The sequence below is a fragment of the Escherichia sp. E1V33 genome, assembly GCF_004211955.1.
Classification (GTDB): Bacteria; Pseudomonadota; Gammaproteobacteria; order Enterobacterales; family Enterobacteriaceae; genus Escherichia.
Genome location: NZ_RHJI01000013.1, coordinates 46,875 through 72,836 on the forward strand (window position 1 = coordinate 46,875; position 25,962 = coordinate 72,836).

Below are 25,962 nucleotides of genomic sequence, written 5' to 3' on the forward strand. Positions count from 1 at the left end.
GTGGTTTTTGATTAGGTTGGTATTTTAGGCTGAGTGGCTTCCCGACGTAGTGCCGCACGGGAAGCCGGAAAAGTTACTGTTGCCCCGCCCAGACGACCATTACTTTATCGTCGCCGTATTCACGGACAAATCCGTACCCCTGTTGCAGCGAAAGCGCCGTTTGTTTGCCCGAACCAATGGCTGGATGTCGTGCGCGGAACTGACTGATGCGCTGCCAGTGCGCGACGCTGGCGGCAGATTTACCGCTGATATCCTGCCAGTTCATATCAGAACGTGTGCCTTGTAGGGGGTCAGAGCCGGTGGGGCCGAACGGACGTAAGGATTCATCACCATAAAAGATTTGTACTGCACCTGGCGCGAGTAACAATAACTCTGCTGCTTTGTCGCCCCCTTCGCGGAACAAGCGGGTATCATGCGAGGAGAGATAGCTCAACACATTGAAATCTTGTAATTTATCGGCCATTTGCTGCCAGGTCGTATCCATCTGCGCAAGACAATCGACTGCTTTCGCCGCCTGTTCCTGATAATCGAAATTGAGCATCGCGTCGAATCCGTGGCGATAGTAGTCGCTTTGCATTACGCCGTGCCCCCATGCCTCGCCGGTCATCCAGAAAGGTTTGTCATCTAATGCTTTATCGGGGTTAGCTTTTTTCCATTCGCGAAGTGCGGCACTGGCCTGAGTTTTCAGTTGCTGCCAGGCGGGCAACTCAACATGTTTGGCAGTATCGACCCGAAAACCATCAATACCGTAGTCGCGGACCCATTGGCTTAACCAGTGGGTTAAGTAATCGCGCGGCGTATAGCCGTCAATGGCTTTGGCATGGGTATCCGGTTTGTTTTTATAGAACACCGGCAGACCAGAAGCGGTGGTGGATTCTGTTTTGATATCCGGCAAAAAGGCCAGCGACATGGTGAGATCGTCGAATCCAGGATTGTCGTAATCGCCGATATCGGTACGGATCCAGTTTTTCCCCCACCATTTATCCCAGCCTGCTTTGTCGCTGAAATTGATGTAATCGTTAAAGCTATGCCAGGTTTGCCCGGCGGCGGGCTTCCAGTCACTCCAGCGGTTACCCAGCGTTTTTTTCAGCTCATTACCAGAAAGGTATAACGTGCCAAACTGATACTCCTGCATATCTGCCAGCGTGGCATAGCCAGTATGGTTCATCACTACATCAAAAATGATGCGGATACCGCGCTGGTGCGCACCGTCAACCAGCGCCCGCAGATCGGCTTCGCTGCCCATATTGGCATCAAGGTTCGTCCAGTCCTGGGTGTAGTAGCCATGATAGGCATAATGCGGGAAGTCGCCTTTTGTACCGCCGCCAACCCAGCCATGAATTTGCTCAAACGGGGCGCTGATCCACAGGGCGTTCACCCCCAGTTGCTGAAGGTAATCCAGTTTGTTGGTCAGACCGCGTAAATCACCGCCGTGGAAAGTGCCAATTTCCTCCATGCCGTCTTTATGACGTCCGTAGCTCTGGTCATTGCTGGGGTCGCCGTTTTCGAAACGGTCTGTTAGCACAAAGTAAACCGTGGCGTTATGCCAGTTGAAAGGGGCAGGTGCGTCAGTTTCCGCGCGTTCCAACAGTAGTAAACCATTGCTGGTGGCGGCAGGTTGTAACGTTATTTGGCCGTTCTTCACCGTCGTGATTTGCTGGCTGTAATAATCCCGGACTACTGCGCCCTCAGGAAAAGTGGCACTGACATCCAGCGTGAGCGGTAATCCATCCCATTTCGGGCATTCACGGACCAGGTTTGCTACCGGTTCGGCGGTGTTCTGGACCGAAATCATCAACGTTGGTGTGCCGGAGCGGGTATCTATTTGCAGCGTATATTCACCGTTTTTGAACAATCGCCACTGGGGGGGCGTGCTGTCGCAAGGTTTGAGAGAAAGCATCTGATTGAGTTTTATCGCATCCGCAGGCTGCCAGCATTGTTGGTTAAAATTTAGCGTGAGTGGTCGCGTACCTTTGGTCAGTTGGGCGTGACTAATAAAAGTTCCTGCACTTTGTTCAGCAAAGGTGGGAAATCCCTGAGATGTCCAGTCGGCGGCAATGGCAACACTGGGCAGGAGTATCAGAAAACAGGCGGCAAGTTTCATAACGAATGAGTCCTTATTGCTGCGAATTTCACCAGTTTGCCAGTGATAATGCTGGTAAAACTCCTCCCTGATGATCATTGCGCCAGGATGAGACGAAAGGGGGAGTATTTCACCTGAGATTTAAGCTTATTTTTTGCGATAAACCCCACATTTTCTGCGATTTAGCGCCAATCTTAACGGTTATCACGTGACATAGTTTCAGATTTGGACTATTTCTTGGGGTGCTCTTGACAGCTATTTTTGATATGATTTGAGATTCAACTCTCAAATTTGTGAAAAATATAAGGTGTTGGAATGATTTAATCCGACCAGGAGAACTGATGATTTTGACTCCCATACGACGATATGGGGCGATGATTCTTATGTTACTCACTCTGATGTTTTCGAGTGAGGTGTTAGCGAAGACGCACACGACAACAGCGAGTCAAAAGTCCCACATAACCAAAGCTAGTAATAAACAGCTAAGCAGTAAACAAGAGTATTCTCGCAATAGTGCAAAGAGCAGTTCACTTCCTGATTTGCGAAAATACCCTTCCGGAACACCAAGGAAAAAAGCGTTTCTCCGGACCGTAATGCCTTACATTACCAGCCAAAATGCTGCCATTACGGCGGAACGTAACTGGCTGATTTCAAAACAGTACCAGGGACAATGGTCGCCTGCAGAACGTGCGCGTCTGAAAGACATCGCCAAACGCTATAAGGTGAAGTGGTCTGGTAATACACGAAAAATCCCGTGGAATACGCTACTTGAACGCGTAGACATTATCCCAACCAGTATGGTGGCGACGATGGCTGCGGCAGAAAGTGGTTGGGGTACGTCGAAGCTGGCGCGTAACAACAACAACCTGTTTGGCATGAAGTGCATGAAAGGGCGTTGTACCAATGCACCGGGTAAAGTGAAGGGCTACTCACAGTTCAGTTCTGTCAAAGAATCGGTGAGCGCCTATGTCACCAACCTGAATACACACCCGGCTTACGCTTCGTTCCGTAAATCGCGCGCGCAGTTGCGTAAAGCGGATCAGGAAGTTACCGCCACAGCGATGATTCATAAGCTGAAAGGTTATTCAACGAAGGGACAGAGTTATAACAACTATCTCTTCGCGATGTACCAGGATAACCAGCGGTTAATTGCTGCACATATGTAATTGCATTCCTTTCAGCCTTATCCGACCAACAAGTCGGATAAGGCTTTTCTCTGTCAGACAGTCGTGCTATCTGCCTGATGCGACGCTGTCGCGTCTTATCATGCCTGGCGGGTAGGTCGGATAAGGCGTTTACGCTGCATCCGACAACCACGCAGCGTTGCCTGAACCGACGCTTCTCATCATGCCTGGCGGCTTTTTCAGTCTCGCTACAGCATGACCTCGCTGTTTACATCGCGATACTCTTTTGGCGTTGTGTCGTACGCTTTTTTAAATACAGAGTAGAAATATTGCAACGATGGATAACCGCACATTTGCGATACCTCGTTGATCGATAAGGTTGTTGAAATCAGCAGGCTGCGCGCTTTCTCCAGCTTCTCGGCATGAATCATTGCGTGAATGGTTTCGCCCACCTCTTCTTTAAAACGCTTCTCTAGATTGGAGCGCGATATCCCGACAGCGTCCAGCACCTGATCCACTTTAATCCCTTTGCAGGCGTGATTACGGATGTAATGCATGGCCTGAATAACAGCCGGGTCGGTCAACGAGCGGTAATCCGTAGAACGCCGTTCAATGACGCGTACTGGCGGGACCAAAATCCGCTGCAACGGCATCGCTTCTTTATCTAACAATCGATGCAGAAGTTTTGCCGCCTGATAGCCCATTTGCCGTGCGCCCTGGGCAACCGAAGAAAGCGCAACGCGAGAAAGATAGCGGGTCAGCTCTTCGTTATCGATGCCAATTACACATAGTTTTTCCGGTACGGGAATATGAAGATGCTCGCAAACTTGCAGAATATGCCGCGCCCGGGCGTCAGTAACGGCAATAATCCCGGTTTGCGGTGGCAGCGTTTGCAACCAGTCAGCCAACCGGTTTTGCGCGTGCTGCCAGTTTTCTGGTGCAGTTTCCAGCCCCTGATAAACGACACCACGGTACTTTTCTTCAGCTACGAGTTGGCGAAAAGCATATTCGCGCTCGGCTGCCCATTTTTTGCCACTCGACTCTGGCAGACCATAAAAAGCAAAGCGATTAACGCCTTTCTCTTTTAAATGCAAAAATGCGCTTTCAACCAGCGCATAGTTATCAGTGGCAATGTAATGTACAGGCGGATAACTTTCTGCCAGGTGATACGAGCCGCCAACCCCGACAATAGGGACGTCGACATCAGCCAACGCTTGCTCGATTTGTTTATCGTCAAAGTCGGCAATAACGCCATCTCCTAACCAGTCCTTGATTTTATCAATGCGGGCGCGGAAATCTTCTTCAATGAAAATATCCCATTCCGATTGTGACGCCTGTAAATATTCTCCCACACCTTCTACAACTTGACGGTCATAGGCTTTATTAGCATTGAACAGTAATGTGATTCGGTGACGTTTAGTAAACATGGTTCTTTTCCTGCTGAATCATGCAAAAACTCAAAACCGGCAATACGTTACCGGTTTTGAGAAAATTTTTATCAAAATCAGGAACGGCGTTTGGTTGCGGAGTCCATCCATACTGCCAGCAACAGAATCGCACCTTTGACGATATACTGCCAGAAGGTCGGAACATCCATCATACTCATGCCGTTATCCAGCGAAGCCATGATGAATGCCCCCATTACCGCTCCAGCCACGCTCCCGACGCCGCCTGCCAGACTGGTACCGCCGATCACGCAGGCGGCAATGGCGTCCAGCTCGGCGATATTCCCGGCAGAAGGTGAACCTGCACCAAGCCGCGAACTGAGGATTAATCCGGCGATGGCCACCATTAATCCGTTGATAGCAAACACGGCAAGTTTGGTGCGTTCTACGTTAATTCCGGAGAGTCGTGCCGCTTCCAGATTGCCGCCAATAGCGTAAATGCGCCGTCCGAAAGCTGTCCTTGTTGCCATAAACATGCCGCCGAGTAACAGCAACGTCAGCAGCAGGACAGGAGTAGGAACGCCACGGTAATCATTTAGCAGCCAGATTGCGCCTAATACGATGATAGCGGTCAAAGCCTGGCGACCGACTACCGCTGTAGATGCCGGAGACTGTAAACCTAAAGCTTGTCGGCGCATTCTTCCACGCCATTGCCAGCCGACAAAAGCCATTAAGCCAAGCGCGCCAATAATGAAACCGGTGCTGGCGGGTAGATAGCTCTGTCCAATTTGTGACATTGCGGCGCTGGTGGGTGAAACCGTCGTACCGTTGGTGATGCCAATGAGGATACCGCGAAATGCCAACATGCCCGCCAGGGTGACAATAAATGAAGGCACTTTGCGGTACGCGACCCACCAACCATTCCATGCGCCGAGAAGCAGTCCGAGAACCAGCGTCACAATAATGGTGAATGGTAGAGGCCAGCCTAACCAGACGTCGCAGATAGCAGCGACGCCACCTAATAGCCCCATCATCGAGCCGACCGAGAGGTCGATTTCGGCAGAAATTATGACGAATACCATCCCTACAGCAAGGATGCCGGTAATCGCGGTCTGGCGCAGCAAGTTGGAGACGTTACGGGCGCTTAAATAGGCGCCGTCAGTAGTCCAGGTAAAGAACAGCATGATGGCGATGATTGCTGCAATCATCACGAAAACTTGTAAGTTCAGTGATTTCAGCATAGAGAAGCCACCGGATGTCGGTACGGCTAATTTCACTTCAGACGGATTGCTTTTCGACATGATGTTCGCTCCTCAATGCGGCTTCCATCACCTGCTCCTGAGTCAGGTTATGATTTATCAGGTTGGCTTTTAGTTTTCCTTCATGCATCACCAGTACGCGATCGCTAAGACCAAGCACTTCAGGTAATTCAGAAGAGATGACAATAACGGCGATACCCTGTTGGACGAGTTGGTTAATTAATTTGTAGATCTCGTATTTCGCGCCAATATCGATACCCCTGGTAGGTTCATCAAGAATGAGAATGCGCGGGTTGAGTAACAGACAGCGCGCCAGGATCGCTTTTTGTTGATTGCCGCCGCTTAAACGTCCAATAGCGAGTTCCGGAGACGACGTTTTCACTTTGAGTTGCTGGATTGATTCCAGAATACATTTTTGCTCTGCGGCATCATCAAGCTGGCTAATACCCCCGGTAAATTTACTGAGTGCTGCGAGGGTAATATTTTTACCAACCGCCATTACCGGAACGATACCATCGCGCTTTCTGTCTTCTGGCACCATCGCAATACCCTGGGAGATGGCTTGCTGGCAATTACGAATATCCACTTGTTTGCCATCAATATAAATTTTCCCTTCCCATTGCCCGGGCCAAACGCCAAAAAGGCATTGAATAGTTTCGGTGCGACCAGCGCCGACCAGTCCAGCAATCCCCAGTATTTCGCCACGTTTCAGGGAAAACGAGACATCGTTAACCCGCTTAATATGACGATTAACCGGATGCCATGCCGTCAGATGCTCTATACGTAATATTTCATCGCCTGTGGTATGTGGTTCGTTTGGGTACAGCGCCGTTAATTCTCGCCCAACCATCATGGTGATAATATCGTCTTCGCTCATTCCGGCTGCATCACGCGTACCTATGTGCTGACCGTCGCGAATAACACAAATTGTGTCGGAAATCGCTTTGACTTCGTTGAGCTTGTGAGAAATATAGATACATGCGATGCCGTGTTGTTGCAGATCGCGAATAATATTCAGTAAAACTGTGGTTTCCAGCTCAGTTAATGAGGCTGTCGGTTCATCGAGAATTAATAAACGCACCTGTTTATTTAGTGCCTTGGCAATTTCAACGAGTTGTTGTTGCCCAAGCCCTAAATCACCAACGCGGGTATCTGGTGAAATGGATAAGCTGACTTGCGCTAACAGTTTCTGACAGCGTAGCGTCATCAGGTCATAATCCATTACCCCATTGCGGGTTATCTCATTGCCAAGAAAGATATTTTCCAGCACGGTCAACTCTTTCACCAATGCTAATTCCTGGTGAATGATGGCGATACCTTTGCGTTCGGTATCGCGGATGTGACTTGCCTGTATTACTTCACCAGCAAAAGTAATTTCGCCTTCGTAACTGCCAAAGGGATAAATTCCGCATAGCACTTTCATTAATGTTGATTTACCAGAACCGTTCTCACCGCAAAGTGAGACGATCTCGCCAGCATTTAGCCGCAAACTGACGTTATCTATCGCCTTTACGTTGCCGAAAGTTTTGGTAATGCTCTTCATTTCAAGTAGATAAGACATAACGACTCCACCTAAGCCAATCAGTTCATGCGGCATGGAGAGAAATCACGTCCCCGTTATTGACAGGGACGTAACGCTTAAAGCTCGCTCTCTTTGTGGAAACCGTCTTTAATCACCGTGTCTTTGATGTTGTTTTTATTCACATCAATAGGCGTCAGCAGGCGGGATGGCACATCTTTCAGCCCATTATTCAGGGTGGTATCTGCTTTAGGTTGTTGATCGTTGCCCAATTCAACGGCAATTTCTGCGGCCGTATTTGCCAGTAGAGTAATCGGTTTATACACCGTCATGGTTTGCGTACCCGCAGCAATACGTTTAATGCCGGCGAGATCCGCATCCTGACCGGAAATGGCAACTTTCCCTGACAAACCTTGCGCGCTTAATGCCTGAATAGCCCCGCCAGCAGTAGCATCGTTAGAAGCAACAACAGCGTCAATTTTGTTATTATTGGCGGTCAACGCGTTTTCCATAATTTTCAGCGCGTTTTCTGGTAACCAGCCATCAACCCATTGGTCGCCTACGACTTTAATTTTCCCGGAGTCGACGTAAGGTTTTAATACTTTCATTTGCCCGGCGCGGAAAAGTTTGGCGTTGTTATCCACCGGAGAGCCGCCCATCAGGAAATAATTCCCTTGCGGGACGATATCGACCAGCGCTTTTGCTTGTAGTTCGCCCACTTTTTCGTTATCGAAAGAAATATAAAAGTCGATATCAGCATCATTAATCATGCGGTCGTAAGCTAATACTTTAATGCCTTCTTGTTTTGCTTCTTTTACAACGTTACTTAATACCTGTCCGTTATACGGAATAATGACAAGAACATCGACTCCCCGGTTAATCATGTTTTCAATCTGCGACATTTGAGTTTCTTCGTTACCATTTGCTGACTGCACAAATACTTTTGCGCCGAGAGATTCAGCTTTTTTCACGAAAATATCCCGGTCTTTCTGCCAGCGCTCAAGACGGAGATCATCAATAGCCATACCGATTTTGACTTCTTTGGCATGTGCCGCAACGTTGGTTAGCAAAAGTGAGGTGCACAGGGTGAGTAAAATGTTCTTTATTTTCATGGTTCAGAGGCCTTCTTTTGTAGAGGGTAGCTTTAAAAAGTAACAATCACCGCGTTAAACGTAACCAATTTTTAGCAACTAAATGGGGGAAAACAATTACAGATTTTTATCTTTCGATTACGATTTTTAGTTTATTTCTTGATTTATGACCGAGATCTTATTTTTGTTGGTTAATCGAATTTGTTGCATTTTTCTCTTCGAGTAATTACCCAATTTCATCATTCCATTTTATTTTGCGAGCGAGCGCACACTTGTGAATTATCTCAATAGCAGTGTGAAATAACATAATTGAGCAACTGAAAGGGAGTGCCCAATATTACGACATCATCCATCACCCGCGGCATTACCTGATTATGGAGTTCATTATGCAAGCTTATTTTGACCAGCTCGATCGCGTTCGTTATGAAGGCCCGAAATCCTCCAACCCGTTAGCATTCCGTCACTACAACCCCGACGAACTGGTGTTGGGTAAGCGTATGGAAGACCATTTGCGTTTTGCCGCTTGCTATTGGCACACCTTCTGCTGGAACGGGGCAGATATGTTTGGTGTAGGCGCATTTAACCGTCCGTGGCAGCAACCTGGCGAGGCGCTGGCATTGGCGAAGCGTAAAGCAGATGTCGCATTTGAGTTTTTCCACAAATTACATGTGCCTTTTTATTGCTTCCACGATGTGGACGTTTCCCCAGAAGGCGCATCGTTAAAAGAGTACATCAATAACTTTGCGCAAATGGTCGATGTGCTGGCAGGTAAACAAGAAGAGAGCGGCGTGAAACTGCTGTGGGGAACCGCTAACTGCTTTACTAACCCACGTTATGGCGCGGGCGCAGCGACGAATCCAGACCCGGAAGTTTTCAGCTGGGCAGCAACACAAGTCGTTACGGCGATGGAAGCGACGCATAAACTGGGTGGTGAAAACTATGTATTGTGGGGCGGTCGCGAAGGTTACGAAACTCTGCTGAATACCGATTTGCGTCAGGAGCGTGAACAGATTGGCCGCTTTATGCAGATGGTGGTTGAGCATAAACATAAAATCGGTTTCCAGGGTACCCTGCTTATCGAACCGAAACCACAAGAGCCGACCAAACATCAATATGATTACGATGCCGCGACGGTCTACGGCTTCCTGAAGCAGTTTGGCCTGGAAAAAGAGATTAAACTGAATATTGAAGCAAACCACGCAACGTTGGCGGGTCACTCTTTCCATCATGAAATTGCCACCGCTATTGCGCTTGGTCTGTTCGGTTCTGTCGATGCTAACCGTGGCGACGCGCAGTTGGGCTGGGATACCGACCAGTTCCCGAACAGTGTGGAAGAGAATGCGCTTGTGATGTATGAAATCCTCAAAGCAGGTGGTTTTACCACCGGTGGTTTGAACTTCGATGCCAAAGTACGTCGTCAAAGCACTGATAAATATGATCTGTTTTACGGTCATATTGGCGCGATGGATACGATGGCACTGGCGCTGAAAATTGCAGCACGCATGATTGAAGATGGTGAGCTGGATAAACGCGTAGCGCAACGTTATTCCGGCTGGAATAGCGAACTGGGCCAGCAAATTCTGAAAGGCCAAATGTCACTGGCGGATTTAGCAAAATATGCCCAGGAACATAATCTTGCACCGGTGCATCAGAGTGGTCGCCAGGAGCAGTTGGAAAATCTGGTAAACCATTATCTGTTCGACAAATAACGGCTAACTGTGCAGTTCGTTGGCCCGGTTATCGGTAGCGATGCCGGGCATTTTTTAAGGAACGATCGCTATGTATATCGGGATAGATCTTGGCACATCGGGCGTGAAAGTCATTCTGCTCAACGAACAGGGTGAGGTAATCGCTTCACAAACAGAAAAACTAATCGTTTCACGCCCGCATCCACTCTGGTCAGAACAAGACCCGGAACAGTGGTGGCAGGCGACTGATCGCGCGGTGAGAGCGCTTGCGCAACAATATTCTTTGCAAGATGTTAAGGCATTAGGTATTGCCGGGCAGATGCACGGAGCAACGTTGCTTGATGCTCAACAGCAGGTATTACGTCCAGCCATTTTGTGGAATGACGGACGCTGTGCGCAAGAGTGCGCTTTGCTTGAAGCACGAGTCCCGGATTCGCGCGCTATAACCGGCAATCTGATGATGCCTGGTTTTACTGCGCCTAAGCTGCTGTGGGTGCAGCACCATGAGCCAGAGATATTCCGTCAGGTAGACAAAGTTTTATTGCCAAAAGATTATTTGCGTCTGCGTATGACCGGAGAGTTTGCCAGTGATATGTCTGATGCGGCAGGCACCATGTGGCTGGATGTCGCGAAGCGTGACTGGAGTGATGTCATGCTGGAAGCTTGCCAGCTATCTCGTGACCAGATGCCCGCATTATACGAAGGCAGTGAAGTTACCGGAACTTTACTACCCGAGGTGGCAAAAGCATGGGGAATGGCGACAGTGCCCGTTGTCGCGGGCGGCGGCGATAATGCGGCTGGCGCGGTTGGTGTGGGTATGGTTGATGCCAACCAGGCGATGCTGTCGCTGGGGACTTCTGGTGTTTATTTTGCGGTGAGCGAAGGGTTCTTAAGTAAGCCAGAAAGCGCCGTACACAGCTTTTGCCATGCATTACCACAGCGTTGGCATTTAATGTCGGTGATGCTGAGTGCGGCATCGTGTCTGGATTGGGCCGCTAAATTAACTGGCCTGAGCAATGTCCCAGCCTTAATTGCAGCTGCGCAACAGGCAGATGAAAGTGCCGAGCCAATCTGGTTTTTGCCTTATCTTTCCGGCGAGCGTACCCCGCACAATAATCCACAGGCGAAGGGTGTTTTCTTTGGCCTGACCCATCAGCACGGTCCTAATGAACTGGCGCGAGCAGTGCTGGAAGGCGTGGGTTATGCGTTGGCTGATGGCATGGATGTAGTGCACGCCTGCGGGATTAAACCGCAAAGTATTACGCTGATTGGTGGCGGAGCTCGTAGTGAGTATTGGCGTCAGATGCTAGCGGATATCAGCGGTCAGCAGTTGGATTACCGCACGGGGGGGGATGTCGGGCCAGCACTGGGCGCCGCAAGGTTGGCGCAGATTGCGGTGAATCCAGATAAATCGCTCAGTGAATTGTTGCCGCAACTGCCGTTAGAGCAGTCGCATATGCCGAACGCGCAGCATCATGCCGCTTATCAGCCACGACGCGAAACATTCCGTCGTCTCTATCAGCAACTTCTGCCGTTAATGGCGTAAACTTATCCCCTGCTGGCCGGGCAGGGGATAATTCCCGTCTATATAAATAATCAACTCATTAATATTTAATATGAATTTATTCTGAAAATCATTTGTTAATGGTGTTTTTCAGTTTTGTCTTTCGTTGGTTACTCGTAATGTATCGCTGGTAGATACGGAGATCATTATGAAAACCTCAAAGACTGTGGCAAAACTATTATTTGTTGTCGGGGCGCTGGTTTATCTGGTTGGGCTATGGAACTCATGCCCATTGTTAAGCGGCAAAGGCTATTTTCTCGGCGTGTTAATGACGGGAACGTTTGGCAATTATGCTTATCTTCGTGCTGAAAAGCTCGGGCAACTGGATGACATGTTTATTCGCATCTGCCAGTTAGTTGCGTTATTCACTATCGGTCTGTTGTTTATCGGTGTTTTAAATGCACCCGTTAGCGCCTATGAAATGGTGATTTATCCCATTGCCTTTTTTGCTTGCTTGTTTGGTCAGATGCGGTTATTGCGTTCAGCATGAGCTATGTAGCTCTTACAATGTAATATGAAAGGAACTCTGTGATGGAAAACAAAATATCAACCTATTCTCCGGCATTTAGCATTGTGTCATGGATAGCTCTCGTTGGTGGTATCGTTACCTATCTGTTAGGACTATGGAATGCAGAGATGCAGTTAAATGAAAAAGGATATTATTTTGCCGTACTGGTATTAGGACTGTTTTCTGCGGCGTCTTATCAAAAGACCGTTCGGGACAAGTATGAAGGCATACCGACCACCTCCATTTATTATATGACCTGCCTGGCTGTCTTTATTATCTCTGTTGCGTTACTGATGGTAGGTCTGTGGAATGCGACGTTATTACTCAGCGAAAAAGGTTTTTATGGACTGGCTTTCTTCTTAAGCTTGTTTGGTGCAGTAGCGGTGCAGAAGAATATTCGTGATGCTGGAATAAACTCACCAAAAGAAACACAAGTTACTCAGGAAGAATATAGCGAATAATCTGCGTAAGCCCGGCCAGTCCAATGTGTCCGGGCTTTTGCTCAACTCACGAATCTGTTTCTGTCGATTCGTTGCACCAGCACAGAAAGTAATAAGCTTGTGGCCAGCGTGGCGCAAAAGATCCAAATAATATCCAGTATTGGCCAGTTTTTAAGCTCAACCCCCCGGGTGCGCAGCGCATGGATAATCAATGCGTGGAACCCGTATATACCTAAAGAATGGCGTGATATCAGCCCAAGCCCGGGAACAGTGCGTGTATCCAGCGTGTTTTTTACCAGCGTCAGTAACGCGATTGCGCAGATAAAAACCATCGGTCCGCAATAGAGATACCAGGTATCGGCAAAATTTCCGCGCCACTGTAATTCATATAATGTCCCGCGAGAGATAATAAATACTCCCGCAACAAACAGTGCGGCGCTCATCCACGACAGCGGTTTATGTTGCGTATCCATCATGCCAATGGCGCGGCCCAACATGCCATACAGGATGTAGTAAAAAGTATCGCCATTGATATATAAGTTAATCGGTAGCCATTCGAAGCCGTCGATCTTCTGTGGCACTGTGTTTGGGTTAGCGATGATGCCAATCACCACCATGAGTACCAGCAACATTTTACCGCTAACGTTTTTCACCTGAACCAGCGGCGAAACCAGATAAATCACCGCAATCGCGAAGAAAAACCATAAGTGATAAAACACAGGTTTTTGTAGCAGGTTTTTCAGCGCTAACTCCACATTGATGGAGGTAAACAGTGCAATGTAGAGCAGCGCGATTGCGCTATAAAACAGCAGGCATAAGCCGATACGCAAGAAATGGCGCGGCTGGGCGCTACGTTCGCCAAAAAAGAGATAGCCGGAAATCATGAAAAATAGCGGCACGCTGACTCGGGAGGCCGAATTTAGAACATTCGCGATATCCCAGGTTACGGGGCTAACGCTATGGGCGTTGGTTACATACCAGGTGGTGGTATGAATCATCACCACCATTAAACAGGCTATCCCTCGCAGGTTATCAATCCAATAAATTTTGGGCTGCATCTGTGTCTCTGTAACTGGTTAAAAAAGGTCTGACCGATAAATCATCCGGCTGGTGCACTGGAATAATCCGAGTTTTATCTCTACAGCTTATAGAGGCTTGAGGAAATTCGTTAGATTCAGCCACTATACCGATATTAATAATAAGACTCACCTGCAAATAAGACGGTAATTTAATGATGATGAACAATTTCTTTCCAGCAATGGCGCTTATTGTGTTAGTGGGATGCTCGACACCGCCACCCGAACAAAAAGCACAGCGGGTAAAGGTTGATCCGCTGCGTTCATTGAATATGGAAGCGTTGTGCAAGGATCAGGCGGCAAAACGTTATAACACCGGCGAGCAAAAAATCGACGTCACTGCATTTGAACAGTTCCAGGGGAGCTACGAAATGCGCGGTTATACCTTCCGGAAAGAGCAGTTTGTCTGTTCTTTTGACGCAGATGGCCATTTTTTGCATCTTTCCATGCGTTAAGGCCTGCCTTTTTCCCGTTTCGTACTGTATATCTTCCATCCAGCGGGTATACTGATCCCTTCCTTTAAATCCACACGTATCCAGCACGAAATAATATGCAAAAGTTTGATACCAGGACCTTCCAGGGCTTGATCCTGACCTTACAGGATTACTGGGCTCGCCAGGGCTGCACCATTGTTCAACCATTGGACATGGAAGTCGGCGCGGGAACCTCTCACCCAATGACCTGTCTGCGCGCGCTGGGGCCAGAACCGATGGCGGCTGCTTATGTCCAGCCTTCTCGTCGCCCGACCGATGGTCGCTACGGCGAAAACCCCAACCGTTTACAGCACTACTATCAGTTCCAGGTGGTCATCAAGCCATCGCCGGATAATATTCAGGAGCTGTACCTCGGTTCCCTGAAAGAGCTGGGCATGGACCCGACCATCCACGACATCCGCTTTGTGGAAGATAACTGGGAAAACCCGACGCTGGGTGCCTGGGGGCTGGGCTGGGAAGTGTGGCTGAACGGCATGGAAGTGACGCAGTTCACTTACTTCCAGCAGGTTGGTGGTCTGGAGTGTAAACCGGTTACCGGCGAGATCACTTACGGTCTGGAACGTCTGGCCATGTACATTCAGGGCGTAGACAGCGTTTACGACCTGGTCTGGAGCGACGGCCCGCTGGGTAAAACCACCTACGGCGACGTGTTCCATCAGAACGAAGTGGAGCAGTCCACTTACAACTTCGAATACGCGGATGTGGACTTCCTGTTCACCTGCTTCGAGCAGTACGAGAAAGAAGCCCAGCAGTTGCTGGCGCTGGAAAATCCGCTGCCGCTGCCAGCCTACGAACGTATTCTGAAAGCCGCCCACAGCTTCAACCTGCTGGATGCGCGTAAAGCCATCTCCGTCACCGAGCGTCAACGCTACATTCTGCGTATTCGCACCCTGACCAAAGCAGTGGCAGAAGCATATTACGCTTCCCGTGAAGCCCTCGGCTTCCCGATGTGCAACAAAGATAAGTAAGAGGCGGCCATGTCTGAGAAAACTTTTCTGGTGGAAATTGGCACTGAAGAGCTGCCACCAAAAGCACTGCGCAGCCTGGCAGAGTCCTTTGCTGCGAACTTTACTGCGGAGCTGGATAACGCTGGCCTCGCACACGGCACCGTTCAATGGTTTGCGGCTCCGCGTCGTCTGGCGCTAAAAGTGGCTAACCTGGCGGAAGCACAGCCAGATCGCGAAATCGAAAAACGCGGCCCGGCGATTGCCCAGGCGTTCGACGCTGAAGGCAAACCGAGCAAAGCGGCAGAAGGCTGGGCGCGTGGCTGCGGTATTACCGTTGACCAGGCTGAGCGTCTGACTACCGATAAAGGTGAATGGCTGCTGTATCGCGCCCACGTGAAGGGCGAAAGTACCGAAGCACTGCTGCCGAATATGGTTGCGACTTCGCTGGCGAAACTGCCTATCCCGAAACTGATGCGCTGGGGCGCGTCTGACGTCCACTTCGTGCGTCCGGTTCACACCGTGACTCTGCTGCTGGGCGATAAAGTCATTCCGGCAACCATTCTGGGTATTCAGTCCGATCGCGTGATTCGTGGCCACCGCTTTATGGGCGAACCGGAGTTCACCATCGACAACGCCGATCAGTATCCGGAAATTCTGCGTGAGCGCGGTAAAGTCATCGCCGATTACGAAGAACGTAAAGCGAAGATTAAAGCTGATGCCGAAGAAGCTGCGCGTAAGATTGGCGGTAACGCTGACTTAAGCGAAAACCTGCTGGAAGAAGTGGCTTCTCTGGTTGAATGGCCGGTTGTGCTGACTGCGAAATTCGAAGAGAAATTCCTCGCAGTGCCATCTGAAGCCTTGGTTTACACCATGAAAGGTGACCAGAAGTACTTCCCGGTGTACGCGAACGACGGCAAACTGCTGCCGAACTTTATCTTCGTTGCCAACATCGAATCGAAAGATCCGCAGCAAATTATCTCCGGTAACGAAAAGGTTGTTCGTCCACGTCTGGCGGATGCTGAGTTCTTCTTCAACACCGACCGTAAAAAACGTCTGGAAGATAACCTGCCGCGCCTGCAAACCGTGCTGTTCCAGCAACAGCTTGGCACACTGCGTGACAAAACTGACCGCATCCAGGCACTGGCTGGCTGGATTGCTGAACAGATTGGCGCTGACGTTAACCACGCAACCCGCGCGGGCCTGCTGTCTAAGTGTGACCTGATGACCAACATGGTCTTCGAGTTCACCGACACTCAGGGCGTGATGGGTATGCACTACGCACGTCACGATGGCGAAGCGGAAGACGTAGCAGTCGCGCTGAACGAGCAGTATCAGCCGCGCTTTGCTGGTGATGACCTGCCGTCTAACCCGGTGGCTTGTGCGCTGGCGATTGCAGACAAGATGGACACCCTGGCGGGTATCTTCGGTATTGGTCAGCATCCGAAAGGCGACAAAGATCCGTTTGCGCTGCGTCGTGCCGCACTTGGCGTGCTGCGTATTATCGTTGAGAAGAACCTCAACCTCGATCTGCAAACGCTGACCGAAGAAGCGGTGCGTCTGTATGGCGATAAGCTGACTAATGCCAACGTAGTTGATGATGTTATCGACTTTATGCTCGGCCGTTTCCGCGCCTGGTATCAGGACGAAGGTTACACCGTCGACACCATCCAGGCAGTACTGGCGCGTCGTCCGACTCGTCCGGCTGATTTCGATGCCCGTATGAAGGCGGTATCGCATTTCCGTACTCTGGAAGCGGCAGCTGCATTGGCGGCGGCGAACAAGCGTGTCTCCAACATTCTGGCGAAATCTAACGAAGTCTTGAGCGATCGCGTTAACGCCTCCACCCTGAAAGAGCCAGAAGAAATTAAACTGGCGATGCAGGTGGTTGTACTGCGCGACAAGCTGGAGCCGTACTTTGCTGAAGGTCGTTACCAGGATGCGCTGGTCGAACTCGCCGAGTTGCGTGAGCCGGTAGATGCTTTCTTCGATAAAGTGATGGTCATGGTTGATGATAAAGATCTGCGTATCAACCGTCTGACTATGCTGGAAAAACTGCGCGAACTGTTCCTGCGCGTTGCGGATATTTCGCTGTTGCAGTAATAACGCCGTTATTAAATAGCCTGCCACCTGGCAGGCTTTTTTTATCGATAAATAATACAGCTACCTTTAATAATCTTCTGCTGAATAAAGATTATCTCATATATTAATTTTATGAGATTTTTTTAGGATTATATCAAGGAGAAGAAACGAAATTATTAAGCTAGAATAGCCACGGGTGCTTGAGACTGTTTGTCTCAGGTATTCACCGAAAGGCAGACAGAGAAAAGCCCCACCTGACTATAAATCAAAGTGAGGCTACCCTATGCCTGAACACCATAAGGTTAGCCTCTTACTCGTTGGAAATCAACACAGGAGGCTAGGAATGCCGCAGAAATATAGATTACTATTCTTTAATAGTGATTTGTTTCACGCTTTTATTTTTCACCTGGATGGTAAGAGATTCACTGTGTGAATTGCATATTAAACAGGGGAGTTATGAGCTGGCGGCATTTTTAGCCTGCAATTTGAAAGAGTAAGAGTCTTTGGCGGGAAATTATTCCCGCCTTTCTTACGGCGTTGCGCATTCTCATTGCACCCAAATTTATTCTTCATAAAAATAATAATAGATTCGATTACACGATCGATTATTTATTCCCTGAAAAACAAATAAAAAAATCCCCGCCAAATGGCAGGGATCTTAGATTCTGTGCTTTTAAGCAGAGATTACAGGCTGGTTACGTTACCAGCTGCTGGGCCTTTAGCGCCGCTTTCGATGGTGAAGGACACTTTCTGACCTTCGTCCAGAGATTTGTAACCATCGTTCTGGATAGCAGAGAAGTGTACGAACACGTCTTTAGAGCCATCGTCAGGAGTGATGAAGCCGAAGCCTTTGTCAGCGTTGAACCATTTTACGATACCAGTCATTTTACCGGACATAGTGTATTACCTTTAATAATTAAGTGTGCCTTTCGGCGATATGGCGTGCTTTACAGATTTTGAAGCGTTAAAGGAAATGTGCACTACGAGGGGTATCAACGATAACTCTTGAAGGGACTTGCCTTACTACACTGCTTTAATGGTCTGTACGTCAAACCGTTGATGTGCATTAAGCCACGCATTGGGGGTGGATGCAACAATTATTTTTCAAATTTATGATTAATCGGTCGGAAAACGGCCCTGTCATCAGGACCGTAAACATCAAAAAAGTTAATAAAACTCTATTCCATCAACTGCTTACTTAATGCAGGATTGGCCTGAATCAGACGCATTAATTTTAGTTCAGCACTGGAAGGCTTCACTCGTCTGGATTCCCATTCCTTTACCATCGCAACGGATACGCCCAAAACCCGGGCGAAATCATCAATTTTTAACCCCGTTCCTTTGCGTAATTGCTCAATCTCGGTACAGGGCGTAGGTCTGTGCGTCAGGGCAATCTTCTGTGTTTCATCTTTAAAAACAATTTGTTCCAGGCTGCTCAACAGCTCAAGCATTGGATCTTTATATTCCATTGAAAACTCCTCAAATCACACTGCGGGATCGTGAATTGCATTGAAGCTCATTAAGAATAGTCGGGAAACACAGACTCAGCGGGAAGCAACCAGAGTGTGATTCGATTCAGCTTATCAATAACTGTGACTTATAGTTACCTAACGATATGATTAACTCCGATATATTTCGCAGAATCCAGGATTGTAAAGATTCCGAAAATTTCCCTTAGCGAAGAGAAGTAAAGTTCTGGCTAAAAAAAGCAATAGCAATGCCTGTTTTTAACAATGAAACAACAAATTAACCTTCCTTCATTTTCTACATCATTTTCCCAGGAAGATTATGCATAAAGGGTATCTTGCAAGCTTGTCCTGGACTATCCTTGTCACGTCAGACACGCATGTGTCGTTGTGCGCTTTTTTTGGGTGAAAGGAGTAAGAAAATGGCGACAGGAAAGTCCTGCTCTCGCTGGTTTGCGCCTCTTGCGGCGTTATTAATGGTAGTTAGCCTGAGTGGGTGTTTTGATAAAGAAGGCGATCAGCGTAAAGCGTTTATCGACTTCCTGCAGAATACAGTGATGCGTAGCGGTGAACGTCTACCAACCCTGACTGCCGATCAGAAAAAACAATTTGGTCCTTTTGTCTCTGATTACGCGATTCTGTATGGCTATTCCCAACAGGTGAATCAGGCGATGGATTCCGGTCTGCGTCCGGTTGTAGACAGCGTTAACGCAATTCGTGTACCACAGGATTATGTCACGCAAAGTGGTCCACTGCGTGAAATGAACGGTTCGCTGGGTGTACTGGCGCAACAGCTACAAAATGCGAAGTTGCAGGCCGATGCCGCGCACTCTGCGCTGAAACAGACTGATGACCTGAAACCAGTCTTTGATCAGGCATTCACCAAAGTGGTGACGACACCGGCTGATGCGTTACAACCGTTGATTCCGGCGGCACAAACCTTTACACAACAACTGGTAATGGTTGGGGACTATATTTCCCAGCAGGGTACTCAGGTAAGCTTTGTGGCGAATGGTATTCAGTTCCCGACGTCACAGCAGGCGAGTGAATATAACAAACTGATTGCGCCATTACCGGCACAGCATCAGGCGTTTAATCAGGCCTGGACTACAGCAGTAACTGCAACCCAATAAAGAGTTAAAGCCCGAGCGGTTTTCGGGCTTTTCTCCACGCAGTCGCGGTTATTCCGCGACTTGCGGATTCACACAGTTCTTCTCGACATTCCCTTGTAACGCATTAATCAAATTATCCACAGCACAGGCGGCCATGCCATAACGCGTCTCATGGGTAGCAGAACCAATATGTGGGACTGCGACAACATTTGCCATTGAGAGCAGCGGTGAATCTACTGGCAGCGGCTCTTGTTCGAAGACATCCAGCCCGGCGGCGTGAATTTCCCCTTTCTGCAATGCCGTAATCAGTGCATTTTCGTCAACCACCGGTCCACGTCCTGCATTAATGAAGATGGCAGAGGATTTCATTTTGGCGAATTGTTCAGCGCCAAAGAGGTGATGAGTTTCTTCAGTTAGTGGCAGGATCAGGCAAACGAAATCCGATTCTTGTAACAGAGTATCCAGATCGCAATAACGGGCGTTAAAGCGTTCTTCAGCTTCTTTATGGTGGCGGCGAGCGTTATAGAGAATCGGCATATTGAAGCCAAAGTGTGCACGTTGTGCCAGCGCCATACCGATCCGTCCCATCCCGACAATGCCAAGAGTTTTATGATGCACGTCGCTGCCGTACCAGTCCGGGCCAATGCTCGCGGTCCATTCGCCCGCTTTTACGCGTTCTGCTACCTCGACAACCCGACGCGCGGTACACAGCATCAATGCCATCAGCGTATCGGCCACCGTTTCCGTTAATACGGTTGGCGTATGCATTAGCAGGATTTTACGGGCGGTAAGCGCATCGACGTCGAAATTGTCATAGCCGACGGAGATAGTTGATGCGGCACGCAGTTTCGGCATTTTTTCCAGCAACACGGCATCAACATTTTCATTTGAACCTAACAAGCCCTCGGCTTCGGCAAAAATATCCACGTTTTGCGCAACGGTTTGTGGGGTGAGGTTTGTCACCTGGTGAACGGTGAAATGCGCTTGCAGGCGTTGCAGTAAATCATCAGGTAAGGCTTTGTAGAGGATAACGGACGGCTTCATGCTTCTCTCCATTCACTGATAAGGCGATCACCTTAGCTTGAAAAATGAAGCAGGAAAACCTAAGAATACCAGGTGATTGAATCACCACCTGGCATGAAAGTGATTACAGCGGACTTAAGGTAATTTCTACGCGACGGTTTTGGGCTTTGCCTTCTGCGGTGCTGTTGCTGGCGATCGGGTTAGCCGGGCCAAGACCCTGGGTACGAATACGGCTGGCGTCAACGCCCTGGGTAATCAACGCGCTGGCAACGGAATCAGCACGCTGCTGCGACAGACGCATGTTCAGGTCATGACCGCCAGTGCTATCAGTGTAGCCAATCACGTTAACCGCCGTTTTCGGATACTCTTTCAGTACCATTGCAACACCGGTCAGGGTGTTAGCACCTGCTGGTTTCAGAGTGGCGCTGCTGCTGTCGAAGGTCACATTGTTCGGCATGTTGAGGATAATGTTGTCCCCGCTGCGAGTTACGCTAACGCCTGTGCCGCGCATTTTGTCGCGCAGTTTCGCTTCCTGCACATCCATGTAATAGCCAACGCCGCCGCCGAGTGCCGCGCCTGCTGCTGCGCCAATCAGTGCGCCTTTACCACGATCTTTCTTCGAAGAAGAGAGTGCGCCAATACCCGCGCCAACGAGAGAGCCCAGACCCGCGCCAATAGCAGATTTACCTGCTTCGCGTTCGCCGGTGTAAGGGTTAGTTGTACAGCCAGATACCGCCAGAGCGCCACTCACAACGGCGGCAATAAGATAAACACGTTTCTTCATTGTTAATCCTTAATAACCTTTTTATTCTTTGCCACGGGTTTCGTGGCGGAAGATTATGCCGCGTGAACATGAAGATTATTCCTGGGAATACTCGGAAATTTGTAAGTAATATTTAACTGCTCAATACATCTAACTTTTCAGGAGCCTTCGGTTTGGCCAACTCATCCTCACGTTATTCTGTTCTTACTGCCGCCCACTGGGGACCAATGCTGGTTGAAACCGATGGTGAAACAGTTTTCAGCTCGCGTGGTGCGCTAACCACAGAAATAGAAAACTCCTTGCAGAGTGCGGTTCGCGACCAGGTTCATAGCAATACGCGGGTGCGATTTCCGATGGTGCGTAAAGGCTTTCTTGCGTCACCGGAAAATCCACAAGGGATTCGCGGGCAGGACGAATTTGTTCGCGTCAGTTGGGATGAGGCACTGGATCTTATTCACCAACAACACAAACGCATTCGTGGAGCTTATGGTCCGACGTCGATTTTTGCCGGTTCCTACGGCTGGCGTTCAAACGGTGTGCTGCATAAAGCGTCAACCTTGTTGCAACGCTATATGGCGCTGGCAGGCGGCTATACCGGCCATCTGGGGGATTATTCGACCGGCGCGGCACAGGCGATCATGCCGTATGTTGTGGGCGGCAGCGAAGTTTATCAGCAGCAGACCAGTTGGCCGCTGGTGCTGGAACACAGCGATGTGGTGGTGCTGTGGAGTGCTAACCCTCTAAATACGCTGAAAATTGCGTGGAATGCATCCGATGAGCAGGGGCTTTCTTACTTTTCCGCACTGCGTGACAGCGGGAAAAAGCTGATCTGCATTGATCCCATGCGATCGGAAACCGTCGATTTCTTTGGCGATAAAATGGAATGGGTAGCACCGCACATGGGAACTGATGTGGCGCTGATGCTGGGGATCGCCCATACGTTGGTGGAAAATGGTTGGCACGACGAAGCGTTTCTGGCGCGTTGCACCACAGGTTATGCCGTCTTCGCCTCTTATTTACAGGGCGAGAGTGATGGCATAGCGAAAACTGCCGAATGGGCGGCGGGGATTTGTGGTGTTCCGGCAGAAAAAATCCGCGAACTGGCGGCTATTTTCCATCAAAATACCACCATGCTGATGGCGGGATGGGGAATGCAGCGTCAGCAGTTTGGCGAGCAAAAGCACTGGATGATTGTCACGCTGGCAGCAATGTTGGGGCAAATTGGCACACCAGGTGGCGGTTTTGGCCTCTCTTACCATTTTGCTAATGGTGGTAACCCCACGCGCCGCGCCGCAGTGCTCTCTTCCATGCAGGGTAGTTTGCCGGGCGGTACGGATGCAGTAGATAAGATTCCTGTCGCCCGTATTGTCGAGGCTCTGGAAAACTCAGGTGGCGCATACCAACACAACGGCATGAATCGTCACTTTCCGGATATACGCTTTATCTGGTGGGCGGGTGGCGCCAATTTTACACATCATCAGGACACTAATCGTCTGATTCGTGCCTGGCAAAAACCGGAACTGGTGGTCATTTCAGAATGCTTCTGGACGGCGGCGGCGAAACACGCCGATATTGTCCTGCCTGCAACCACGTCTTTTGAGCGTAACGATCTCACCATGACCGGAGATTACAGCAACCAGCATCTTGTGCCGATGAAACAAGTGGTGCCACCGCGTGACGAAGCGCGTAATGATTTCGACGTCTTTGCTGAATTAAGCGAACGTTGGGAGAAGGGGGGCTACGCGCGGTTTACGGAAGGGAAAACTGAGCTGCAATGGCTGGAAACTTTTTATAACGTTGCCCGACAACGAGGGGCAAGCCAGCAGGTTGAATTACCGTCGTTTGACGCGTTTTGGGAAGCAAACCAATTCATTGAGATGCCGGAAAACCCAACCAGCGAACAGTTTATTCGGTTTGCTGATTTTCGCCGCGACCCACAGGCGCATCCGTTAAAAACTGCCAGTGGTAAGATTGAGATCTTCTCGCAGCGTATCGCGGATTACGGTTACCCGGATTGTCCGGGGCATCCGATGTGGCTGGAGCCGGATGAGTGGCAGGGCAATGCCGAACCGGAGCAGTTGCAGATACTTTCTGCCCATCCCGCACATCGTTTACATAGCCAGCTAAATTACAGTTCTCTACGTGAATTATACGCGGTGGCAAACCGAGAACCTGTCACTATTCACCCTGATGATGCACGAGCGCGAGGCATAAAAGAGGGCGACACGGTACGCGTGTGGAACTCCCGCGGGCAGATTCTTGCCGGCGCGGTCATTAGCGAAGGTATTAAACCTGGCGTGATTTGCATTCACGAAGGGGCATGGCCCGATCTGGATTCAACTGCTGGCGGCATTTGTAAAAACGGCGCGGTGAACGTGCTGACGAAAGATCTCCCCAGCTCGCGGCTGGGGAATGGATGCGCGGGTAACACGGCGTTAGCGTGGCTGGAGAAATACACTGGCCCGGAGCTGCCGCTTACGGCGTTTGATCCGCCTGCCAATCCATAATCCAGGTGGGAAGTTGGGTTTCTTCCTGCCAGGCGCAGTCGACAATATGAAATCCTTGCGCATGGTAAAAATTTATTGCGGGCTGGTTTTTCTGGTAAACCTCCAACAATAAATGGGGATGGCGTTGTTGCACATGTTGCATCAGCGCCTTACCAATACCGCGCCTGATAGCCTTTGGTGTGACAAACATCGCAGCCAAAAATCGTCTTTCCATCACGCTGACAAAACCGAGAAGTTTACCGTCTTCTTCCCACACCCAGTTTTGCGCGTTGGCAAGATAAGCGTCACGCACCAGCGGAATACAGTCACGCCAGTAGCTTTCTTCTATGAAAGGATGTCCCCAGGTTGTACTTTCCAGCCATAATTCAAGGATCGCAGGTAATTCTAAACGTTGCGCTTCTCGAATCATTATTTCCTCCCCGGATGACAACAGCAGCCAACGACATGATCGTTCACCAGTCCGCATGCCTGCATAAAGGAGTAACAAATCGTCGAGCCAACAAATTTGAAGCCGCGTTTTTTCAGTGCTTTGGAAAGCGCATCAGAGGTAGGCGTTGACGTGGGGATTTCGCTCAACGTCTTGGCTTGTGTCACCTGTGGCTGATGGTTTACGAAAGACCAGACAAAGTCGGCAAACGGTTCGCCGTTCTGCTCCATTTGTAGGTATGCCCGTGCGTTACCAATTATCGCCTGAATTTTCCCACGATGGCGGATAATCCCGGCATCAAGCACCAGTCTTTCGACGTCCTCTTCCTGCATAGCCGCGACTTTTACCGGATCGAACTGATGAAAACAGGCGCGATAGTTTTCACGTTTTTTGAGAACGGTAATCCAGGATAACCCTGCCTGTTGTCCTTCAAGGCAGATCATTTCGAATAGTTTATTACTGTTGGTTTCAGGCACGCCCCACTCATTATCGTGGTAGGCAATATAAAGCGGGTCCTGACTCACCCAGCCGCAACGTTCCATACTTTCCCTCGCTATGTACCCGATCGTAAATATTTCACCCTCTTTTCTTGACGCATCGGTGAAAAAGTCAATATTTAATACAGGGCTAAGATGCCCGACATCCTACATACAATGACAATAATATTGCCGAATTCGGCTCTTCCCTGGAGTCGTGTTAATGATCATAAAAAAATGCGGTGGTCGCTGGCACTTAAGTCTGCTGGCGAGCGTGGTAATCAGTTCTTTTTTTCTCAACACAGCTTACGCCTGGCAACAAGAATATATCGTTGATACGCAACCAGGGCATACCACAGAGCGTTATACCTGGGATAGCGATCACCAACCGGATTACAACGATATTTTGTCGCAACGTATTCAAAGTAGCCAAAGAGCGCTGGGACTGGAAGTTAATCTGGCGGAAGAAACCCCTGCGGATGTGACCAGCAGTATGAGTATGGGCTGGAATTTTCCTTTATATGAGCAGGTTACAACGGGGCCAGTCGCCGCATTACATTACGATGGCACAACCACCTCGATGTATAACGAGTTTGGCGACAGTACTGCAACGCTGACCGATCCGTTATGGCATGCCAGCGTCAGTACGTTAGGCTGGCGTGTTGATTCTCGGCTTGGCGATTTCCGTCCCTGGGCGCAAATCAGCTACAACCAGCAATTTGGTGAAAATATCTGGAAGGCTCAATCAGGCCTGAGTCGCATGACGGCGACAAATCAGAATGGTAACTGGCTCGATGTGACCGTAGGAGCCGATATGTTGCTTAACCAACATATTGCCGCCTATGCTGCGTTATCCCAGGCGGAGAATAGCGCCAATGATAGTGATTATTTGTATACCATGGGCGTTAGCGCCAGATTTTAACGTGTTTTT

24 protein-coding genes and 1 pseudogene are annotated in these 25,962 nt (G+C 49.4%); 12 read left to right on the plus strand and 13 right to left on the minus strand.

The window, feature by feature from the left end; genetic code table 11:
* Nucleotides 1-73: 73 nt before the first annotated feature.
* A complete protein-coding gene (malS, locus tag D9742_RS13635) occupies nucleotides 74-2,104 on the minus strand; it encodes an alpha-amylase (RefSeq protein ID WP_130237253.1) in 2,031 nt (676 codons plus the stop codon).
* Between the two features lie 320 nt (nucleotides 2,105-2,424).
* Here malS and D9742_RS13640 point away from each other — a divergent pair, with 320 nt between their 5' ends.
* Entirely contained in the window at nucleotides 2,425-3,249 is an 825-nt protein-coding gene (locus D9742_RS13640) for a protein bax (RefSeq protein ID WP_130237254.1), read from the plus strand.
* Nucleotides 3,250-3,455: 206 nt separating this feature from the next.
* Here the strand turns inward: D9742_RS13640 and xylR are convergent, their stop codons facing one another.
* The 4 genes from xylR to xylF form a co-directional block, all read right to left on the minus strand.
* The gene (gene xylR / locus D9742_RS13645; RefSeq protein ID WP_130237255.1) at nucleotides 3,456-4,634 is read right to left on the minus strand and encodes a D-xylose utilization transcriptional activator XylR; all 1,179 of its coding nucleotides are present in this window, start codon (nucleotides 4,632-4,634) and stop codon (nucleotides 3,456-3,458) included.
* 77 nt (nucleotides 4,635-4,711) lie between these two features.
* Nucleotides 4,712-5,893, minus strand: a complete 1,182-nt coding sequence (xylH, locus tag D9742_RS13650; RefSeq protein WP_130237256.1) for a xylose ABC transporter permease XylH — start codon at nucleotides 5,891-5,893, stop codon at nucleotides 4,712-4,714.
* Entirely contained in the window at nucleotides 5,871-7,412 is a 1,542-nt protein-coding gene (gene xylG, locus D9742_RS13655) for a D-xylose ABC transporter ATP-binding protein (RefSeq protein WP_130237257.1), read from the minus strand. Before xylG ends, xylH begins: the two co-directional genes overlap by 23 nt.
* Before the next feature lie 77 nt (nucleotides 7,413-7,489).
* Nucleotides 7,490-8,482 carry a D-xylose ABC transporter substrate-binding protein gene (xylF, locus tag D9742_RS13660; protein WP_130210040.1) on the minus strand — a complete coding sequence of 331 codons (993 nt, stop codon included), beginning with the start codon at nucleotides 8,480-8,482 and terminating at the stop codon, nucleotides 7,490-7,492.
* A gap of 365 nt (nucleotides 8,483-8,847) precedes the next feature.
* Here xylF and xylA point away from each other — a divergent pair, with 365 nt between their 5' ends.
* From xylA to yiaA, 4 genes are all read left to right on the plus strand, one after another.
* Nucleotides 8,848-10,170 (plus strand): xylose isomerase, encoded by a 1,323-nt coding sequence (gene xylA, locus D9742_RS13665; RefSeq protein ID WP_064527882.1) that lies wholly within the window; start codon nucleotides 8,848-8,850, stop codon nucleotides 10,168-10,170.
* Between the two features lie 70 nt (nucleotides 10,171-10,240).
* Nucleotides 10,241-11,695: a xylulokinase gene (gene xylB / locus D9742_RS13670; RefSeq protein ID WP_130237258.1), complete on the plus strand. Its 1,455-nt coding sequence runs from the start codon at nucleotides 10,241-10,243 to the stop codon at nucleotides 11,693-11,695.
* A 166-nt stretch (nucleotides 11,696-11,861) separates the two neighbouring features.
* Nucleotides 11,862-12,203 (plus strand): inner membrane protein YiaB, encoded by a 342-nt coding sequence (gene yiaB / locus D9742_RS13675; protein WP_130237259.1) that lies wholly within the window; start codon nucleotides 11,862-11,864, stop codon nucleotides 12,201-12,203.
* Nucleotides 12,204-12,244: 41 nt separating this feature from the next.
* Nucleotides 12,245-12,682, plus strand: coding sequence for an inner membrane protein YiaA (gene yiaA / locus D9742_RS13680; protein WP_130237260.1), 438 nt, complete (start codon nucleotides 12,245-12,247; stop codon nucleotides 12,680-12,682).
* 41 nt (nucleotides 12,683-12,723) lie between these two features.
* Here yiaA and wecH read toward each other — a convergent pair whose 3' ends face one another.
* Nucleotides 12,724-13,719: an O-acetyltransferase WecH gene (wecH, locus tag D9742_RS13685; RefSeq protein ID WP_130237261.1), complete on the minus strand. Its 996-nt coding sequence runs from the start codon at nucleotides 13,717-13,719 to the stop codon at nucleotides 12,724-12,726.
* Between the two features lie 173 nt (nucleotides 13,720-13,892).
* On the opposite strand from wecH, the gene D9742_RS13690 reads away from it, so the two are divergent.
* From D9742_RS13690 to hokA, 4 genes and pseudogenes are all read left to right on the plus strand, one after another.
* Nucleotides 13,893-14,192, plus strand: a complete 300-nt coding sequence (locus tag D9742_RS13690) for a YsaB family lipoprotein (protein ID WP_130237293.1) — start codon at nucleotides 13,893-13,895, stop codon at nucleotides 14,190-14,192.
* Nucleotides 14,193-14,287: 95 nt separating this feature from the next.
* Entirely contained in the window at nucleotides 14,288-15,199 is a 912-nt protein-coding gene (gene glyQ, locus D9742_RS13695) for a glycine--tRNA ligase subunit alpha (protein WP_001168544.1), read from the plus strand.
* A 9-nt stretch (nucleotides 15,200-15,208) separates the two neighbouring features.
* On the plus strand, nucleotides 15,209-17,278 hold the full coding sequence (glyS, locus tag D9742_RS13700; RefSeq protein WP_130237262.1) for a glycine--tRNA ligase subunit beta: 2,070 nt from the start codon (nucleotides 15,209-15,211) through the stop codon (nucleotides 17,276-17,278).
* Between the two features lie 322 nt (nucleotides 17,279-17,600).
* A pseudogene (gene hokA / locus D9742_RS13705) lies at nucleotides 17,601-17,754 on the plus strand (type I toxin-antitoxin system toxin HokA).
* Here the strand turns inward: hokA and D9742_RS23465 are convergent.
* The 3 genes from D9742_RS23465 to D9742_RS13715 all read right to left on the minus strand — a co-directional run bounded on the left by D9742_RS23465 (nucleotide 17,731) and on the right by D9742_RS13715 (nucleotide 18,726).
* Nucleotides 17,731-17,802: a hypothetical protein gene (locus D9742_RS23465; protein WP_212735822.1), complete on the minus strand. Its 72-nt coding sequence runs from the start codon at nucleotides 17,800-17,802 to the stop codon at nucleotides 17,731-17,733. The pseudogene hokA and the gene D9742_RS23465 overlap by 24 nt on opposite strands.
* Nucleotides 17,803-17,941: 139 nt before the next feature.
* Nucleotides 17,942-18,154 carry an RNA chaperone/antiterminator CspA gene (gene cspA / locus D9742_RS13710; protein WP_000014594.1) on the minus strand — a complete coding sequence of 71 codons (213 nt, stop codon included), beginning with the start codon at nucleotides 18,152-18,154 and terminating at the stop codon, nucleotides 17,942-17,944.
* A 281-nt stretch (nucleotides 18,155-18,435) separates the two neighbouring features.
* Nucleotides 18,436-18,726: an HTH-type transcriptional regulator gene (locus D9742_RS13715; protein WP_130237263.1), complete on the minus strand. Its 291-nt coding sequence runs from the start codon at nucleotides 18,724-18,726 to the stop codon at nucleotides 18,436-18,438.
* A 419-nt stretch (nucleotides 18,727-19,145) separates the two neighbouring features.
* On the opposite strand from D9742_RS13715, the gene D9742_RS13720 reads away from it, so the two are divergent.
* Nucleotides 19,146-19,856: a DUF3053 domain-containing protein gene (locus D9742_RS13720; protein WP_064527854.1), complete on the plus strand. Its 711-nt coding sequence runs from the start codon at nucleotides 19,146-19,148 to the stop codon at nucleotides 19,854-19,856.
* A gap of 48 nt (nucleotides 19,857-19,904) precedes the next feature.
* On the opposite strand, the gene ghrB is transcribed toward D9742_RS13720, so the two are convergent.
* Nucleotides 19,905-20,879 carry a glyoxylate/hydroxypyruvate reductase GhrB gene (ghrB, locus tag D9742_RS13725; RefSeq protein ID WP_130237264.1) on the minus strand — a complete coding sequence of 325 codons (975 nt, stop codon included), beginning with the start codon at nucleotides 20,877-20,879 and terminating at the stop codon, nucleotides 19,905-19,907.
* 103 nt (nucleotides 20,880-20,982) lie between these two features.
* Nucleotides 20,983-21,642, minus strand: a complete 660-nt coding sequence (locus tag D9742_RS13730) for an OmpA family lipoprotein (RefSeq protein ID WP_000747625.1) — start codon at nucleotides 21,640-21,642, stop codon at nucleotides 20,983-20,985.
* Nucleotides 21,643-21,794: 152 nt separating this feature from the next.
* Between D9742_RS13730 and bisC the strand changes: the two genes are divergently transcribed.
* Entirely contained in the window at nucleotides 21,795-24,128 is a 2,334-nt protein-coding gene (gene bisC / locus D9742_RS13735; RefSeq protein WP_130237265.1) for a biotin sulfoxide reductase, read from the plus strand.
* Here bisC and D9742_RS13740 read toward each other — a convergent pair.
* A complete protein-coding gene (locus tag D9742_RS13740; RefSeq protein ID WP_130237266.1) occupies nucleotides 24,097-24,537 on the minus strand; it encodes an N-acetyltransferase in 441 nt (146 codons plus the stop codon). The two genes, bisC and D9742_RS13740, sit on opposite strands and share 32 nt — an antisense overlap.
* Complete coding sequence (gene tag / locus D9742_RS13745; RefSeq protein ID WP_130237267.1) at nucleotides 24,537-25,097, minus strand: DNA-3-methyladenine glycosylase I; 561 nt, start codon at nucleotides 25,095-25,097, stop codon at nucleotides 24,537-24,539. Before tag ends, D9742_RS13740 begins: the two co-directional genes overlap by 1 nt.
* Nucleotides 25,098-25,254: 157 nt before the next feature.
* Here tag and D9742_RS13750 point away from each other — a divergent pair, with 157 nt between their 5' ends.
* Nucleotides 25,255-25,953, plus strand: a complete 699-nt coding sequence (locus D9742_RS13750; RefSeq protein WP_130216270.1) for an autotransporter outer membrane beta-barrel domain-containing protein — start codon at nucleotides 25,255-25,257, stop codon at nucleotides 25,951-25,953.
* The last annotated feature ends 9 nt before the right edge of the window (nucleotides 25,954-25,962 follow it).